Raw genomic sequence first — 17986 nt, 5'->3', positions numbered from 1 at the left:
CGTCGGGCGATTGCGCTGGAGCCCGGCAACGCGGAAGCATACAACAGCCTCGCAACTGCATTGAAGAACCTGGGTCGCATGGATGAGGCGATAGCCGGTTGCCGCAAGGCGATTGCAATCAGGCCGGATTTCGCAGAGGCACACAACAATCTGGGGCTTGCATATCATGCGCAAGGCAAGCTGAACGAAGCTATTGCCTGTTACCACCAAGCGACTTCTATCAAACCGGACTACGCTGAGGCTCACTGTAATTGGGGGGCTGTGCTGCAACTACAAAACAAACCGGAGCCAGCCGCAGCTTGTTTTCGCATGGCACTTTCAGTCAGGCCTGACCTGGTTACAGCCCACTATAACCTTGGAATCGCGCTCTGCGCGCAATGCAATCTGGAAGAAGCGCTTGTCAGCTTCAATAAGGCGTTATCCCTTAAGCCGGATTATGCCGATGCCTATACCAATCTGTTATTTACCTGCGCCTATCACTCGCTGTTAACCCCAGATGAATACCTCGCCCAGGCGCGGGGCTGGGAACTAGCGTGCGTGCCCGAACAGGAAAGGCTCGCGGCACGGAACAAGAAGCTTGGGCGTGTGCAGCTGGCAGGACGGCGACTGCGGGTAGGCTATATTTCTGGAGACTTCCGGCAACACGCGGTAAGCTATTTTGTGGAGCAGCTCTTCGCCCATCATGACCGTTCACGGGTGGAAATATTTGCGTATGCAACTCATACTCAAGAAGATGCCGTAACGGAGCGGTTAAAAGTGCTGGCGGATTACTGGGTTCCGGTGATGGGGCTTGCCAATGTAGCGTTGCTTGATCGCATAGAAGCGGACGGCATAGACGTACTGATTGATCTATCGGGCCACACTGGGCATAACCGCATGGGAATTTTTGCTCGCCGCGCAGCACCGGTGCAAGCGCACTATCTGGGCTACTGCGCCAGCACTGGCCTGACTGAGATGGACTACTGGATAGGCGATGCGATTCTCACGCCGCCGAAGACGGATGGCCATTTTTGTGAGCAGGTCTGGAGACTGCCACGGGTGTGGGTAAGTTATGACGGTCAGGAGAGCGCCCCGCTTACTGGCTGGCAACCGGCGCAAGACGGAACAGTATGGTTAGGCAGTTTCAATAATCTGGGCAAGCTGACGCCAGCCACTTTTGCACTTTGGGCGAAGGTGCTGCACGCCCTGCCGGAAGGGAAACTGTTGTTGAAGACCAAGGGTCTGTCCGATGCAGGCAACCGACAGCGCATTCTGGACACGATGAGTGGGCATGGCATCGCGCTGGATCGGATTGAGCTTCAAGCGAGTGACCTTACTCCCGGTTGGGCGGAACACATGGCGTACTATGATCGCCTGGACATAGCACTGGATCCGGTTGGTGCGATGGGTGGCGGCACTACGACTTGCGATGCGCTGTGGATGGGGGTGCCGGTTGTTGCGCTGGAAGGCGATCGTATGGCTTCGCGCATGACAGCTTCGATGCTGAACGCAATTGGTCATGCAGAGTGGGTAGCTCAAACCGAGGCAGACTATATTGATAAAATTGTCGCTCTTGCGCGGGATGTAAAGTTGCGTCTATCGCTTCGATCCGGTCAACGCGAGCGCATGGCCGCGAGTGCATTGTGCGATGCAAAGGGCTTGGCTGCCTGTCTGGAAGATGCTTACGTTGAGATGTTCGGGCGCTGGTGGCAGTCGCCAGGTAAATGACGATTATAAAAATCATGCGAACTGAAAAAGCTCAGGCGGCAAGCAAGTCCTCAATCCGGAATATTCTGCAGGCTGCTGCCATTCACCAACAGGCTGGGCGTCTGCCTCAAGCGGAAGTGCTGTATCAGCAGGTGCTCCAGTTGGAACCAGATAATGCCGATGTGTTGCATAGTCTGGGAATGGTTGCGGGGCAATCGGGCAGGAATGAAAGGGCTCTTGATTTCATTAATAAGGCTATTGCCATCAGGCCTGCGGAAGCGGCCTATCACAACAGCATGGGCATAATCTGCAACGAGCTGGGCAGGCTGGATGAGGCGGTCGCCAGCTACCGCAAAGCGATTGAGCTCAAGCCGGATTATGCCGGCGCTTATTACAATATGGGGAACGCCCTGCGGACACAAAAGAAGCTGGAAGATGCGGTCGCCTGTTATCGCAAAGCGATCCTTTTCAGGCCGGATCATGTGAGCGCATATAACAACTTGGGTAATGTGCAACAGGAGCAAGGCAAGCTGGATGAGGCGATCACAACCCTGCGCAAAGCACTCCTGCTTATGCCTGAGCAGCCGGGGACGCACTTTAATTTGGGAAGCGCACTTCAGGCGCGAGGTGCGCTGGATGCTGCAATCGAAAATTATCGCCATGCGCTTGCGCTCAATCCGACATACGCGGAGGCGCACTTCAACCTGGGACTTGTACGCAAGATACAGGGTAATATCGAAGAGGCAGTTTCAAGCTATCGTCAGGCGCTGGCTATCAAGCCGGATTATGTCGCGGCGCATAATAATCTGGGCATGGCGCTCAAAGACCAGGGTAAGCTGGACGAAGCGATAGCCAGTTATCGGCGAGCGCTCGCGATCAGGCCGGACTATATCGATGCCTATAACAACCTTCTGTTTGTCTACAGTTACAACTCCATGCTTGCTCCGTCAGAATATCTGGTTCGCGCCCGAGGTTGGGAGCTGGCTTGCGTGTCGGAACAGGAGAGGCGCGAGGCACGGAGCAGGAAGTTTGAACGTCTGCCGCTTAGCGGAAGGCGGCTGCGCGTGGGTTATGTCTCGGGAGATTTTCGTCATCACGCGGTGAGCAATTTTATCGAGCGGCTCTGCATGCATCATGACCGTGAACGAGTAGAGTTATTTGCCTACTCGACCAATGCGCGACGGGATGCGGTAACCGACCGACTGCAGGCGCTAGTGGATCACTGGATTCCCGTTGCCGGAATGTCTGCTGCCGCAATCCGCGAGCGCATCGAGGCGGATGGCATAGACGTGCTTGTTGATTTGTCAGGGCACACGGGCCACAACCGCATGGGGGTGTTTGCGCTTCGTGCCGCGCCAGTGCAAATGCATTACCTGGGCTACTGCGCGAGTACGGGTCTGAGCGAGATGGATTACTTTATCGGGGATGAGATTCTGACGCCGCCGGAAATGGACAGCCATTTCAGCGAACGAGTCTGGAGGTTGCCGCGAATATGTGTGAGCTATGCAGGCAAGGCGGATGCTCCCGTTGCCGATTGGCATCCGGCGCAAGACGGAACGTTATGGGTGGGTAGCTTCAACAGCCTGAACAAGTTGACGCCCGCGACCTTGTTACTTTGGTCCAGGGTGCTGCATGCCCTGCCCGAAGGGAAGCTGTTGTTGAAGGCCAAGGAATTGGCCGATGCGGGCAACTGCCAGCGCATTCTGGAAGTCATGGCTGGGCACGGTATTTCTGCCAGCCGCATCGAGCTCCAATCCAGCAATATCACCCCCGGCTGGAAAGAGCACATGGCCTACTATGACCGCCTGGACGTAGCGCTGGATCCGGTCGGCGCCATGGGCGGCGAGACGACAACCTGCGATGCGCTATGGATGGGAGTGCCGGTAATCGTGCTGGAGGGAGATCGCAGAGCCTCGCGCATGTCGACTTCGATGCTCAACGCAATCGGGCATCCGGAGTGGGTGGCAAAAACCGAGGTGGAATATATTGATAAAACCATTGCTCTTGCGCGCAATGTAGCGTTGTGCAAGGCGTTGAGGACAAACCAGCGCGCACGCATGTCCGCGAGCCCGTTGTGCGATGCGCAAGGCCTGGCTACTTGTCTGGAAGACGCCTATATCGCGATGATCGAACGGTGGCAAAACACACAGCAGTCATGACCAAACCTGGACGTAACGATCCCTGCCTCTGTGGCAGCGGGAAAAAATTCAAACAGTGCTGTATGCGCCTCGAAGAGCATAAGGCAGTATGCGGCCCATCAGTCGCTAATCTTCTCCAGGCAGCGATCGCTCACCACAGATCCGGCCGCTTGCATCAGGCCGAAGCTATATATCAGCAAATACTCCAACAGGAGCCGGGTCACCCCGATGCCCTGCACTGGCTGGGCGTCATCGCAGGACAATCCGGGAAGAAAGAAGTGGCCGTTGAGCTTATCGGTAGCGCCATAACCGGCAAACCTGTAGAGCCGCTTTTCCACAATAGTCTGGGTATCGTTCTCCGTGAGCAAGGAAAACTGGACGCAGCCATTGCCAGTTACCGCAAGGCGCTTGCGCTTAAACCGGACTTCGCTTTGGCGCATTACAACCTGGGGAATGCGCTCAAGGAAAAGGGAGACTGGAACGAAGCAATTACCAGCTATCGCAAAACGATTGCGCTCGAACCCGGTCATGCCATGGCGCAGAATAATCTGGGGCTGGTCTTCCAGGATGTGGGCCGATTGAACGAGGCCATTGCCTGCTATCGCAGGGCGGCTGCAATTTCACCCGACCTTGCCGAGGCGTACTGTAATCTGGGGATGGTGTTCAAGGATCAGGGCATGCTGAATGCGGCGCTCACCAGCTTCAATCAGGCGCTATCAATCAAGCCTGATTATGCGGATGCTTATTCCAACCTCCTGTTCACCTTCGCCTATAACGCCCTGCTTGCTCCATCAGAGTATCTTGCGCGCGCGCGCGGTTGGGAGCTGGCTTGCGTGCCAGAGCCGCTTAGGCGTGTGGCGCGGAGTCGGACTTTAAGGAGGTTAACATTTGCCGGGAGACGGCTGCGAGTAGGCTACGTCTCCGGTGATTTTCGCCAGCATGCGGTGAGCTATTTCGTGGAGCAGCTCTTCGCTCAACATAACAGGGAGCGGCTGGAGATATTTGCCTACTCCAATTCAGGTATGCGTGATGGCGTAACGGAGCGGATACAAGCGTTGGTGGATCACTGGACTCCCGTGGTAAATGTATCTGATATGGAATTACTGCAACGTATCGAAGCGGATGGCATAGATGTACTGGTTGACCTGTCGGGCCATTCCGGCCTCAATCGTATGGGCGTGTTTGCTGGCCGCGCTGCGCCGGTGCAGGTGCATTATCTGGGCTATTGCGCCAGCACAGGCTTGAGTGCGATGGATTACTGGATAGGCGACGAGATTCTGACGCCGCCGGAGACGGATAGCCATTTCAGCGAACAGGTCTGGCGGCTGCCCCGGATATGGCTGAGCTATGATGCCCAGGCGGCAGCCCCGCTTTCTGCATGGCAGCCGGTGCAAGACGGGACGATATGGGTGGGCAGCTTCAACAATCTGGGTAAGCTGACTTCTGCTACTTTAGCGCTTTGGGCAAAAGTGCTGCATGCATTGCCTGAAGGGAAGCTGTTGCTGAAGACCAAAGGATTGGCCGATCCAGGCAATTGCCAGCGCATCCTGGGCGAGATGGCCAGGCATGGCGTGGCGGCGGATCGCATCGAACTTCAGTCCGGCAATATCACGCCTGGCTGGAAAGAACATATGGCGTACTACGACCGCCTGGATATTGCATTGGATCCGGTCGGAGCGATGGGTGGCGGCACCACGACTTGCGATGCGCTATGGATGGGCGTGCCGGTTGTTGCGCTGGAAGGTGATCGTATGGCTTCGCGCGTGACGGCTTCAATGCTTAACGCAATCGGGCATCCGGAATGGGTGGCCCAAACCGGGGAGGAATATGTTGATAAAACCATTGCTCTTGCGCGCAATGTAGCGTTGCGCAAGGCGTTGAGGACAAACCAGCGCGAACGCATGTCCGCGAGTCCGTTGTGCGATGCGCAAGGCTTGGCTACTCGTCTGGAAGATGCCTACATTGAGATGTTCAGACGGTGGCAAGCTGCCCAAGGTCAACGATCATGAACAAGCCTGAACGCAACGCTCCCTGCCCTTGTGGCAGCGGAAAAAAATATCAGGAGTGCTGCCTGACTAAAGATAGTGCCGCACACGCTGCAAGCCGCTGGGGTTCGATGTCTCAGCCATACCAGACGGGGCACTATAAGCTCACGCCCGGAACTGCACATGTTGCCGCAGCCACACGTCCCAGTGCGCCGGGTGCAACAACGAGTGGCAGCTTCAAACAGCCGATGCGCGAGCTAGGCAATGCCGATGCACAATACAATCTGGGAAACAAATTACTAATCGCCGGCAGGCTGGATGAAGCTATTTCCAGTTACCGCAAGGCGATTTCAATGCACCCGAATTTTGCCAAGGCGCACTGCAATCTGGGGCTTGCGCTCAAGGCGCAGGATAATCTGGATGGCGCCATTGCCAGCTATCGCGCAGCGATTGCGTTGGAGCCGAATTTTGCCCTGGCGCATTACAACCTGGGGAATGCGCTTCAGGTAACAGGAAATGTGCAGGAAGCGATAGCAAGCTATGGCAAGGCGCTGTCCCTCAAGCCGGATTATGTCGATGCATACACTAATTTGTTATTTAACTATGCTTACCACGCCCTGTTGTCTCCGCAGGAGTATCTTGCCCTGGCGCGAGGCTGGGAACGGGCTTGCGTTCCCGAGATGGCGCGACAGGCAGCTCAAGGCAAGAGATTTGGGCGCGCGCCGCTTGCCGGGCGCCTGCTGAAAATAGGTTATGTCTCCGGAGATTTCCGCGAACACGCGGTGAGCTATTTTGTGGAGCAGCTATTTACCCATCATGATCGATCCAGGGTGGAAGTGCATGCCTATTCAATCTATGGCCAGCGCGATGCCGTTACTGACCGTCTGCAAGCCTTGGTGGAACATTGGATTCCTGTCGAAGGCAGCACGGATGCAGCATTCATGAGTCGCATCGAGTCGGATGAGATAGATGTGCTTGTGGACCTTTCCGGACACACCGGCCCCAATCGCATGACCGTGTTCGCCCGCCGCGCAGCACCGGTGCAGGCGCATTATCTGGGCTATTGCGCGAGCACGGGTGTGAGCGAGATGGATTACTGGATCGGGGATGAGATCCTGACGCCACCGCAGACGGACAGCCACTTCAGCGAACGGGTCTGGAGGTTGCCAAGGGTATGGGTAAGTTACGACGGCAAGAAGGAAGCGCCGGTTTCAGGTTGGGGCTCCGATCCTGATGGCACGGTGTGGGTGGGAAGCTTTAACAATCTGGGGAAATTGACGCCAGCCACTTTTGCACTTTGGGCCAGAGTGTTGCATGCGTTGCCCGAAGGGAGGCTGCTGCTGAAGACCAGGGAGTTGGCCGATGCGGGCAACCGGCAGCGCGTTCTGGATGTCATGGCTGGACATGGTATTCCAGCCAGCCGTATTGAGCTTCAATCGCGCAATGTCACACCCGGCTGGAAGGAGCACATGGCGTATTACGACAGGCTGGACATCGCGCTGGATCCGATCGGGGCCATGGGAGGCGGCACCACGACTTGCGATGCACTGTGGATGGGTGTGCCGGTTATTGCGCTGGAAGGCGATCGCATGGCATCGCGCATGACGGCTGCGATGCTGAATGCGATTGGGCATTTGGAATGGGTTGCTGGTTCCGATGAGGAATATGTGGGCAAGGTGGTTGCTTTGGCCCGTGATGTTGCACTACGCAAGATACTGCGCCCGGCACAGCGCGAACGCATGTCCGCGAGTCCGTTGTGCGACGCAAAAGGTTTGGCTGCCTGTCTGGAGGATGCTTACATCGAGATGTACGGACAATGGCAAATCGATCAAGGCCGGCAGTCATGAGCAAACCCGGACGCAACGATCCCTGCTCCTGCGGCAGCGGTAAAAAATACAAGCAGTGTTGCCTCGGCAAAGCGGAGGCGATGCCTGGCCTTGCAACCCAAACCATGAAATCCGCCGGACACGGTTCCGGCGCGAACGATGTGCGACTTCTGTTCAGGGACGCCTGCCTCATGCAGCAACAAGGCAGGCTGGATGAGGCGCTTGCAGTTTATAAGAAAGTGGTCGCACTCAAGCCGGATTATGCGGAGGCGTATAACAACATGGGGCTTGCGCTGCAACAGCAGGGCAAGCTGGATGAGTCGGCTGCCTGCTATGGCAACTCGATCATGCACAAGCCCGAGGTTGCCAGTACGCACTACAACCTGGGAAACCTGCTCCAGGATCAGGGCCGGCCGGACGAGGCCATTGCCAGCTACCGCAAGGCGCTTGCGCTCAAGCCGGATTACGTCGAAGCCTTTAGCAATCTGCTTTTGGCGATGCAGTACTCCAACCATTACAGCCCGGCAGAAACCTTTGCCGAGCATTTGCGTTTCGCGGAGCGATTCGAGGCACCGCTCAAGCCATACCGGATGGCCCATGCAAATATGCGCAATCCGGAGAAGCGACTCAAGGTGGGTTATGTTTCCAGTGATTTTCGCAATCATGCCGTGGCGCATTTCATGGAGCCTATCCTGACTAGCCACGACAAGGCGAAAATCGAGGTCTATTGCTACTACAACAACCTGATTCATGATCGTGTCACTGAGCGCATCAGAGTGGCATCCGATCATTGGGTGCCATGCGTGGAATTATCCGACGAGCAACTGGCGGCGCGCATCCGCAACGATGGTATCGATATACTGGTTGATTTGTCCGGCCACACCGGAGGGAACCGCCTGCTGGTTTTTGCGCGCAAACCTGCACCACTACAGATCACCTGGATAGGCTATCCCGGCACTACCGGGCTGGAGGCGATGGATTATAGGCTGACCGATGAGGCATTGAATCCGACAGGAGAAACCGAGCGGTTCTATACCGAGACATTGCTGCGCTTGCCGAACAGTTGCGTCTTTCAGCCCGCTGCGGAAAGCCCTCCGGCTAATGCGCTGCCTGCGCTGGCAGCGGGGCAAATTACCTTTGCCTGTTTGAACAATCCCGTGAAAATCAGCCAGCAGGCGATTCGCCTGTGGTCGCGCATTTTGCTGGCGCTGCCTCGGTCCAGGTTGATGCTGGGCAATGCTACGGATGCCCTGTTGCAACAAAAGCTGAAGGATATGTTCAATCAATGCGGCATAGGCGAAGCACGGCTGGTGCTGCACCCGCGAATGTCGATGGCGGATTATCTGGCGCTGCACCAGCAGATAGATTTGGCGCTGGACTCGTTTCCCTACAATGGCGGGACGACCACCAGCCACTCCTTGTGGATGGGGGTGCCGGTCATCAGCCTGACAGGTGACAAGGCGGCCTCGCGCATAGGCAGCACGTTGCTGACGCGGGTGGGCCTGGGTGAGTTCGTTGCCAGATCGGAAGAAGAATATTTCGAGTGTGCGCTTAAGGTGGTGGGCGACCTGCCCGGACTGGCGCAGATACGGCAAACGCTTCGGAATCGGATAGCGGAGAATCTGAACGCTGATCCCGCGCAGTTGACGCGCAGTCTGGAGCAGTTGTACAGAACCATTTGGCGGGAATGGTGCGATACATGAACGCGGCACTGTTGGCATATGGCAGATATGCCTGCTTATTAAAAATCTCTGGTGCGGTTGTACGGAGAATGGCGAATACTGCGCGGAGTGCCTCATGAAGCTCGCTGTCATGCAACCCTATTTTTTCCCCTACATAGGCTATTGGCAGTTGCTCCATGCCGCAGATACATTCGTGCTGCTTGATGATGTGCAGTACATTCAGGGTGGCTGGATCAACAGGAACAGAATATTGAAGCTGGGCGGTGGCTGGCGATATATATCTGTGCCGCTGAAGAAGCATTCGGCAAACGAACCCATAAAAAATATCCATGCGCATGGTAATGACTGGAAGCTGCCCATCCTGCGGCAATTGGAACATTATGGGCATAAAAACCGGGCGCCGCATTACCGCGAGGTGAAGGAGTTGCTGCAAGAGATTTTTTCAAGAATCGGGAACGAAGAGAGCATCGTCAAGATCAACGAATCTATCGTTCATGAGGTATGCCAATATCTGGGCGTCACCACGCGGGTGCTCACCTCGTCCAGCCAGAATCTGGACTATGCCAATGTCCATGATGCGGGGGAGTGGTCGTTAAGGATCGCGGAGCAGATGCGGGCGCGAGAGTATATAAATCCGATTGGCGGGAAAGGATTATTCGATCCGGGTAAATACCAGGCTAGTAATGTTAAACTTTCTTTCCTGAAAAGCGATGCGATCAATTACGCTCAGGGCGGCGAATTCGAGCCATCATTGTCCATAGTGGATGTTTTGATGTTTAACGGAGCGGCGGGAACACGGGAGTTGCTGGACAAGTACTCTATCGAATCCGCATGGTGATGGATGGTGGGAAACAAAGAGCATGAGGAATCAATCAATATGGCAGGAACCCTTTCCGTGAGCGGCGATAAAACGTCTTATCCCAAGCTCGACTCAGACGCGTATGCGAGATCACAGCACCCCGACGATTTCTGGGGGCAGATACGGCGCACGGTGCAAGGCAAGCCCGTGACGGACGACCAGATAGCACTGATAGTCGGAGCGATACAAAGAGAGCTTGAGCTGGATTCCGGCGGCGTTCTGCTTGATCTGGCGTGCGGCAATGGAGCGCTTGCCCACCTGTTTCTTGATTCCTGTGCCGAGTATCTGGGCGTTGATATTTCCGAATACCTGATTTCGGTTGCAAAGAAGAATTTCGAGGTCGCTCCCAAAGCCATATTCGCAGTCCACGATGTGCTGGAATATGTGCGTCAGGAAGCGAGGCCCGAGCGTTTCACCAAGGCACTGTGTTATGGCAGCTTCTCCTATTTCCCGGCTGCGGAAGAAACGCTGCGCCTGTTGTTCGAGAGATTCTGCAATGTTCAACAACTGTTCATAGGCAATTTGCCCGACAAGAGCATGGCCGGGAAATTCTATCTGAATCGGACGCCTGGTCCGGAAGAGTTGGCCGACCCCTGTTCGCAGATCGGGATATGGCGGTCGCGGGATGAGTTCACAGCGCTGGCTGAGGCGGCGGGATGGCGGGTACGGTTTTCGGTCATGCCCCCCGAATTTTACGCGGCACACTATCGCTATGACGCACTGCTTAGCCGGCCGGCGAACGGAAGATGAAGCGCGTGCAAAAGCTTAAAAGCAACGTCAATGAACTTGCAATATTCGGGACCGAGAGCTTGTTCGGTTCGCCGAAATCAACCTCGAATCTGGTGGCGCCGGATTTCGATGTATTCCTGAATTACTCCAGAGTTTTCTTCGAGCATCAGCAATATACGAACAACGGTGCACTGGTAAGGCTGCTTGAGCAGCGGCTCGCAAGTTTCCATCAGACGGAGTTCTGCGTCACTTTTTGCAGCGGTTTCTGGGGGCTGGTTCTTGCGATGAGTGCGCTTGCCATCAAGGGGCGCAGCGAGGTCATCATGCCATCACTGACTTACCGCCGCATGGCAGACATTGCCTCATGGGCAAAGCTGAAACCCCATTTCTGCGAAGTGGAAGAAAGTTCGCTGGCGCAAAGTGCGGCGACGGTGAGCCGTTGCATCAACGCAAATACAGCGCTGATCGTTGCCGTGCATCCGTTTGTAAATTGTTGCGAAGTGGCAGAGCTGGTTGCGCTGGCGCAAGAGCACAATATCCCTCTCCTGTTTGATTCGGTCGAGTCCCCATACGAGTTCGTGGCTGACGGAAAGGTCGGCGGGTTCGGGGATGCTGAATGTTTTTCACTCCATGCCAGCAAGCTGCTGAATGGCTTCGAGGGCGGTTACCTCACGACCAATAATGCGGAGCTTGCGAAGCAATTGATTCTGGTGCGTGGTTTTGGATTCGAAGGGAAAGACAACGTCAAGGTGGCCGGTGGATTGAATGCAAAGATGAATGAAGTCCATGCGGCGATGGCGCTCGGCTGTCTCGACGATCTTGAAGATCAGGTATTGCGTAACAGGCAACGGTATTACACCTATAAAGATCAGCTCGCGGCCATTCCCGGAATACGCTTGGTCGAATTCCTTGCGGATACCCCGACAAGCTACAAAAATATTCTGGTGGAATTCCTGGATGTATGGCCGCTGACGCGCGCGGATACGCTTGCCATCCTGAATGCGGAAAAGATTTACGCGCGCGCCTACTACTCTCCTCCCTTGCACCGCAAACGTGTGGGCTACCCATGCGTGCCTGTAGACCTGCCACTGACGGATGCGCTCGCCGAGAGATATGCTCTCCTGCCTTGCGGCCATCAGGTGAGCGAGGATGATGTTCGCGACATCGTCGGCTTGCTGGATTTCATCCGCAACAATGCGGCACAAATCGCAAACCGGTTGCGCGCAGGCGGTAAGGAATAGCATGAACACACACAAACTCGCATTTTTCGGGTCGCCACCCGAGTTCGACAAGGTGCTTCCTGTAGGGCAGCTCTATTTCCCTTCATGGGAGCGTTATGTTGCATCGTTTCGAGGAATATTCGAGCGGCAGTATTACACCAACCAGGGGCCGCTGACCAACGAACTCGAACAGAAGCTCGAACAATTCCTCGGGGTGCGGCATGTGGTCTGCGTGACCAACGCCACCATAGGGCTGATGATGGCGGCAGAGTCCATGGGGCTATCAGGCAAGGTCATCCTTCCTGCATACACCTTCATCGCTTCGGCGCAATCGCTGACGTGGGCTGGTCTCGAACCGGTTTTTTGCGACATCGATCCGTTGACGCATCAAATGGCACTGGATCAGATAGACGCATTAATCACGGATGATGTTAGCGCGATCATGGGGGTGAACCTGTGGGGTGGATCGTGCAACCCGAGTGCGCTTTCAGAGTTGGCGCATGCACGAGGCGTGCAGTTGTATTTTGATTCTGCGCATGCCTTCGGCTGCAAGGTTGGCGGCGTTTCCATTGGCAATTTCGGGAAAATGGAGGTTTTTTCCTTCCACGCAACAAAGATACTGAGTGCGGCGGAAGGCGGTTGCATCTGCACCAACGATGATGCCTTGGCTGTGCGTCTGAGGAACATCCGTAGCGGTTATGGCATAGAGCAGGCTGTAGAAGTCGACAGGACTTCAAATGGACGGATGTCGGAAGCACAAGCGGCTGTCGCGCTCATGAGCCTGGAGGATTTTCCTGCGAACCGGGAAAACAATGAGCGCCTGTACCGGATATACGAGCAGCGTCTTGCAGGTATTCCTGGCTTGCACCTTGTGCGCCCGACGGGAGTCAGCGTCTCGAATTACCAGTACGTCGTGTGCATGGTCGACGAAGCAGAGTTCGGGCTTCCCAGAGATGCGCTGCTTGCCGTTCTTAATGCGGAAAATATCAATGCCCGGCGCTATTTCTATCCCGGTGTGCACCGTTGCGTTCCTTATGTTCACGGGCAGGCTTATTATCCCGATCGTTTGCCGAACACCGATCGTGCTTGTGCTTCATGTATCCAGTTTCCGATAGGCGCGCTGGTTTCGGATGGGGCTGCGGGGCGCATCTGTGACGTCCTTTCAAGGATACATCATGCTGCGCCGAATATTCGCGTGGCCCTGAAGCCAGGTTCAGCGGGTGGATGAGATTCACGTCGGGAAAGAACGTTTGATAAAATCCGGCTTCCCATCCAGGATGAAGATTGGCGTTGGGGTGTTGGGCTGGGTGCAGGGACTTCGATAAACCTGTCCACAAGGATTTTTAATTTGTCAGGGGTGGAGAAATTATGAAAGCCGTTATTCTGGCTGGTGGACTCGGCACCCGCATCAGTGAGGAGTCCCACCTGAAACCCAAGCCGATGATAGAGATCGGCGGCAGGCCCATCCTGTGGCACATCATGAAGATATACTCCCATTACGGCATCAACGATTTCGTGATTTGTCTGGGCTACAAGGGTTATATCGTCAAGGAGTATTTCGCCAATTATTTTCTGCATATGTCGAACGTGACTTTCGACATGGCGCAGAACCGCATGGAAGTGCATGAACGTTATGCCGAGCCGTGGCGTGTTACGTTGGTGGACACCGGGCAGGACACGCTGACTGGCGGGCGCCTGCAGCGTGTGCGCGATTATCTGGGTGGCGAGACTTTTTGTTTTACCTATGGTGATGGCGTCACTAATCTGGATATAGGTGCAACGCTGGAATTCCATCGTGCTCACGGCAAGAAGGCGACCGTTACCGCGATCCAGCCGCCGGGTCGTTATGGGGCCCTGAACCTGGATGGGAGCGAAGTGCGGAGTTTTCAGGAGAAACCGGCAGGCGACGGCGCCTGGATCAACGGCGGTTTTTTTGTGCTGGAGCCATCCGTGTTCGACTACATTCATGGCGACCAGACCAGTTGGGAGCAGGAACCCTTGCAGCAACTGGCGCAGGAGGGACAGTTGATGTCCTATCAGCACGCCGGATTCTGGCAGGCGATGGATACCTTGCGCGACAAGAATCATCTGGAAGAATTATGGAGCAGCAATCCGCCCTGGAAAGTGTGGGCATGAAATTGTTTGGCGGCTTGTATCATGGGCGCAAGGTTCTGCTGACCGGGCATACCGGCTTCAAGGGAAGCTGGCTCGCGCTATGGCTTACGCAACTGGGAGCGGAGGTGTCCGGTGTGGCGCTGCCGCCGGATACGAACCCCAATCATTGGGATTTGCTCAAGCTGGACATGCCGGACCACAGGCTGGACATCCGCGATTATTCTGCTCTGGAAAGCGTCGTAAAAAATATTCAGCCCGAGATCGTTCTTCATCTGGCCGCGCAGCCGCTCGTGCGCCGCTCCTATCGCGAGCCATTGGAAACCTGGGCGACCAATGTCATGGGCACTGCCAACTTGTTCGAAGCATGCCGCAATGCGAAGAGTGTGCGCGCCATCGTGGCGGTGACCACCGACAAGTGCTACGAGAACAAGGAATGGGATCGCGGCTACAACGAATCGGATCGCCTCGGCGGGCACGATCCTTACAGCGCATCGAAAGCCGCAGCGGAACTGGTGGCGGCCAGTTATCGCAGCGCATTTTTTCATGAGGCGCATAGCCCCTTGCTGGCTACTGCGCGAGCCGGAAATGTCATCGGCGGCGGCGACTGGTCCGAAGACCGGCTGATCCCCGACCTGGTGCGGGCGATCGCTTGCGGCAAACCGTTGGAAATCCGTTCGCCGCAGGCTACACGTCCTTGGCAGCATGTGCTCGAATCCCTGAGCGGCTATCTGCTGCTCGGGCAAGGATTGCTCGAAGGACGCAAGGAATTTGCGCAGGCCTGGAATTTCGGCCCGGCCCCCGAAGATAATCGCAGCGTCGCGGAGATATTGGCGCGCCTGAAAATCCATTGGCCGGAACTGGACTGGAAAACAACGGATCGCCCCCAGCCGCACGAAGCCGGGTTGCTTTATCTCGACAGTAGCAAAGCGCATACGCGGCTAGGCTGGCAACCCACGTGGTCGCTGGACGACGCGCTGACGGCCACTGCGGAATGGTATCGCGCATATTTGCTGGATGGTCATATCGAGAGTCGCTCCCAGCTTGCCGCATTCATCGCGCAAGCGCAGATTGCGCAACGGGAGTGGGCTGCGTGAAGATATTGCATACTGCACTGCCGGGTGTGCTGGTCGTCGAAGCCGTTCCAATTGCCGATGATCGCGGCGCATTCACCCGCTTGTATTGCGAGCGCGAACTGGCCTCCATTATCGGCGACCGTCGCATCGTGCAGATCAATCACTCGCGTACGGCAAAGATCGGTGCGGTGCGCGGCATGCACTATCAGCATCCGCCGCATGCGGAAATGAAACTGGTGCGCTGCCTCAAGGGGCGCGTGTGGGATGTGGCGGTTGACCTGCGCGCGGGCTCGCCGACTTTTCTGCAATGGCACGCCGAAGAACTTGCGCCGGGCAATGCGCGCATGATGGTCATACCGGAAGGCTGCGCACATGGTTTTCAGGTGCTGGAGCCGGACAGTGAATTATTGTATCTTCACACCGCATTTTATACGCCCGAAGCGGAGGATGGAGTGTCATGCAATGATCTGCGTTTGGGCATCACGTGGCCGCTGCCGGTTGCCGATCTCTCGCGGCGCGACAGCAATCACCCTGCGTTAACCCCCAGCTATCCCGGAATCCGGTGTGAATCATGATGACAGTTACAAGTACACCGAGTCGTGAAGCGCCATGTCCCTGCGGAAGCGGGAAGCGGTATGAGTCATGCTGCCTTGGTAAGGATAATGCGGGACGCGGTGCAAGCCGATGGGGTGCGACCGCGCAGGCGTATCAAGCGGGGCAATACAAGCATACGGTGGGGGCAGGCAAAGTTGCGCCAGCGGCTGCCCCGCGCCTGGTTGCGCAGCCGCAATCAGGCAATGCCGAGAGCCATTACGCCCAAGGGAACAAACTGCTCATCGCGGGCAAGCTGGAGGAGGCGGTGGTGAGCTATCGCCGTGCGATCGGGGCTGCTGGACGAGGCCATAGCGATGTTCCACAAGGCGCTTGCGATCAGGCCGAATTATGCCGAGGTATATAACAATCTGGGCAGTGCGCTACAGGAACGGGGGCGGCTGGAAGAGGCTGTCGCCAGTTATCGCAAGGCCATCGCGCTCAAACCCGATTTTGCCGAGGCGCACAGCAACCTGCTTTTCTGCCTGAACTATCACCCGGATTTATCTGCCGAGGCTATCTTTGCCGAATATCAGCGCTGGAACGAAGTTCATGCCCGTCCCGTACTCAAGGGAGATGTGAGCCATGGCCATGGGCGCGACCCCGAGCGCCGTCTGCGGGTGGGATATGTGTCGCCGGATCTCCGGCAGCATTCTGCCCGCCACTTCATTGAGCCCTTGCTGTCGCATCACGACAAGACCCAGGTCGAAGTGTTTGCCTATGCGCAAGTTGCAGCAGAGGATGCAGTCAGCGCAAGGCTGAAGGGCTATACGGATCACTGGATAAACACGGTTGGCATGAGCGATGAAGCGCTGGCGCAAATGATACGCCGGGATGGCATAGACATATTGATCGATCTGGCCGGCCATACCGCCGGCAACCGCCTGCTGGTATTCGCGCGCAAGCCGGCGCCGATCCAGATGTCCTGGATGGGCTATGGATACACGACGGGCCTGGAGGCGATAGATTATTTTCTGGGGGATGCAGCCTTCACCCCGCAAGGCTGTGAGCCCGTGTTCTCGGAACGCATCGTGCGCCTGCCTGCATTTGCTGCGTACCGGCCTGATGCCGACATGGGCGAGCCCGGCCCCTCACCGGTGCAGCAAACTGGAAGCATCACCTTCGGCTCCCTGTCGCGCTCCATACGCATCAACCATAGGGTGATCCGCACCTGGGCTGCGCTGCTCCAGCGCGTGCCTGGATCACGGCTGATCATTAACAGCCGCAACCTTCAATCCGCGAGCCAGCAAGCCGAGATGCAGCAGCGATTTGCCCAGTATGGAACCGGGGCGGAGAGGTTGTTGCTGGGCTATGACAGTCCGCCATGGGATCTGCTGCGCAAGATAGACATCAGCCTGGATTGCTTCCCGCACAACTCGGGCACAACGCTGATCGAGAGTCTGTACATGGGCGTTCCCTATGTCACCCTGGCAGAGCGCCCGTCGGTGGGGTGCATCGGCTCGTCCTTTCTGCGGAACGCGGGGCATCCAGAATGGATCGCCGCGACGGAAGCGGAATACGTGGACAAGGCAGCGGCATTGGCTGCGAACAAGGAGAGGCTGGCATCGTTGCGCGCGAATCTGCGCGGTCAGGTGCAAGCGAGTCTGCTGATGGACGAAGCAGGCTTTGCGCGCTCGGTAGAAACAGCTTGCCGCGATCTCTGGCGGCAGTGGTGTGTGCTGAAAGGATGAGGCCATGGTGACAGCTACAAGTACACCGAATCGTAACGCGCCGTGTCCTTGCGGAAGCGGGAAGCCGTATGAGTCATGCTGCCTTGGCAAGGATAATGCGGCACGCACCTCAAGCCGATGGGGTGTGACGGCGCAGCCGTATCAAACGGGGCAATACAAGCATACGGTGGGAACAGGCAAAGTTGCGCCTGCTGCTCCGCGCACCGTTATGCATCCGGCACCGGGCAATGCCGAAAGCCATTATGCCCAGGGGAACAAACTGCTCATCGCGGGCAAGCTGGAGGAGGCGGTGGTGAGCTATCGCCGTGCGATCGAGCTCAGGCCTGCCCTGATAGAAGCATACGGCAATCTTGGTGTGGCGCTTCAGGCTTTGGGGCGACTGGATGAAGCT

General features: G+C 56.5%; 15 protein-coding genes and 1 pseudogene. All 16 read left to right on the top strand.

The window, feature by feature from the left end:
- A partial coding sequence (locus HY308_09680) for a tetratricopeptide repeat protein (protein MBI3898551.1) occupies positions 1–1707 on the top strand: 1707 nt, incomplete at its 5' end.
- Positions 1704–3845: a tetratricopeptide repeat protein gene (locus HY308_09675; GenBank protein ID MBI3898550.1), complete on the top strand. Its 2142-nt coding sequence runs from the start codon at positions 1704–1706 to the stop codon at positions 3843–3845. The genes HY308_09680 and HY308_09675, both read left to right, overlap by 4 nt.
- The gene (locus tag HY308_09670; protein ID MBI3898549.1) at positions 3821–5833 is read left to right on the top strand and encodes a tetratricopeptide repeat protein; all 2013 of its coding nucleotides are present in this window, start codon (positions 3821–3823) and stop codon (positions 5831–5833) included. Before HY308_09675 ends, HY308_09670 begins: the two co-directional genes overlap by 25 nt.
- The gene (locus tag HY308_09665; GenBank protein ID MBI3898548.1) at positions 5830–7656 is read left to right on the top strand and encodes a tetratricopeptide repeat protein; all 1827 of its coding nucleotides are present in this window, start codon (positions 5830–5832) and stop codon (positions 7654–7656) included. The genes HY308_09670 and HY308_09665 overlap by 4 nt, the downstream gene beginning before the upstream one ends.
- Positions 7653–9338: a tetratricopeptide repeat protein gene (locus HY308_09660; protein ID MBI3898547.1), complete on the top strand. Its 1686-nt coding sequence runs from the start codon at positions 7653–7655 to the stop codon at positions 9336–9338. Before HY308_09665 ends, HY308_09660 begins: the two co-directional genes overlap by 4 nt.
- Before the next feature lie 94 nt (positions 9339–9432).
- Complete coding sequence (locus HY308_09655; protein MBI3898546.1) at positions 9433–10155, top strand: WbqC family protein; 723 nt, start codon at positions 9433–9435, stop codon at positions 10153–10155.
- A gap of 39 nt (positions 10156–10194) precedes the next feature.
- Complete coding sequence (locus HY308_09650; protein MBI3898545.1) at positions 10195–10926, top strand: class I SAM-dependent methyltransferase; 732 nt, start codon at positions 10195–10197, stop codon at positions 10924–10926.
- Positions 10923–12146, top strand: a complete 1224-nt coding sequence (locus HY308_09645) for an aminotransferase class I/II-fold pyridoxal phosphate-dependent enzyme (GenBank protein MBI3898544.1) — start codon at positions 10923–10925, stop codon at positions 12144–12146. The genes HY308_09650 and HY308_09645 overlap by 4 nt, the downstream gene beginning before the upstream one ends.
- 1 nt (position 12147) lies before the next feature.
- A complete protein-coding gene (locus HY308_09640) occupies positions 12148–13353 on the top strand; it encodes a DegT/DnrJ/EryC1/StrS family aminotransferase (GenBank protein MBI3898543.1) in 1206 nt (401 codons plus the stop codon).
- A gap of 140 nt (positions 13354–13493) precedes the next feature.
- Positions 13494–14261, top strand: coding sequence for a glucose-1-phosphate cytidylyltransferase (rfbF, locus tag HY308_09635; protein MBI3898542.1), 768 nt, complete (start codon positions 13494–13496; stop codon positions 14259–14261).
- Positions 14258–15334 (top strand): CDP-glucose 4,6-dehydratase, encoded by a 1077-nt coding sequence (gene rfbG / locus HY308_09630; GenBank protein MBI3898541.1) that lies wholly within the window; start codon positions 14258–14260, stop codon positions 15332–15334. The genes rfbF and rfbG overlap by 4 nt, the downstream gene beginning before the upstream one ends.
- Complete coding sequence (rfbC, locus tag HY308_09625; GenBank protein MBI3898540.1) at positions 15331–15888, top strand: dTDP-4-dehydrorhamnose 3,5-epimerase; 558 nt, start codon at positions 15331–15333, stop codon at positions 15886–15888. The genes rfbG and rfbC overlap by 4 nt, the downstream gene beginning before the upstream one ends.
- Positions 15885–16271 (top strand): SEC-C domain-containing protein, encoded by a 387-nt coding sequence (locus HY308_09620; GenBank protein MBI3898539.1) that lies wholly within the window; start codon positions 15885–15887, stop codon positions 16269–16271. The genes rfbC and HY308_09620 overlap by 4 nt, the downstream gene beginning before the upstream one ends.
- Positions 16222–17595 carry a tetratricopeptide repeat protein gene (locus HY308_09615; protein ID MBI3898538.1) on the top strand — a complete coding sequence of 458 codons (1374 nt, stop codon included), beginning with the start codon at positions 16222–16224 and terminating at the stop codon, positions 17593–17595. The genes HY308_09620 and HY308_09615 overlap by 50 nt, the downstream gene beginning before the upstream one ends.
- A 4-nt stretch (positions 17596–17599) precedes the next feature.
- Positions 17600–17680: pseudogene (locus HY308_09610) on the top strand (SEC-C domain-containing protein).
- A 39-nt stretch (positions 17681–17719) separates the two neighbouring features.
- The coding region (locus tag HY308_09605) for a tetratricopeptide repeat protein (protein ID MBI3898537.1) at positions 17720–17986 on the top strand (267 nt) is incomplete at its 3' end.

The sequence above is a fragment of the Gammaproteobacteria bacterium genome (assembly GCA_016199745.1).
Classification (GTDB): Bacteria; Pseudomonadota; Gammaproteobacteria; order Acidiferrobacterales; family Sulfurifustaceae; genus JACQFZ01.
The sequence above is the reverse complement of the archived record's forward strand: the minus strand, read 5'-3'. Positions and strand labels throughout refer to the sequence as shown.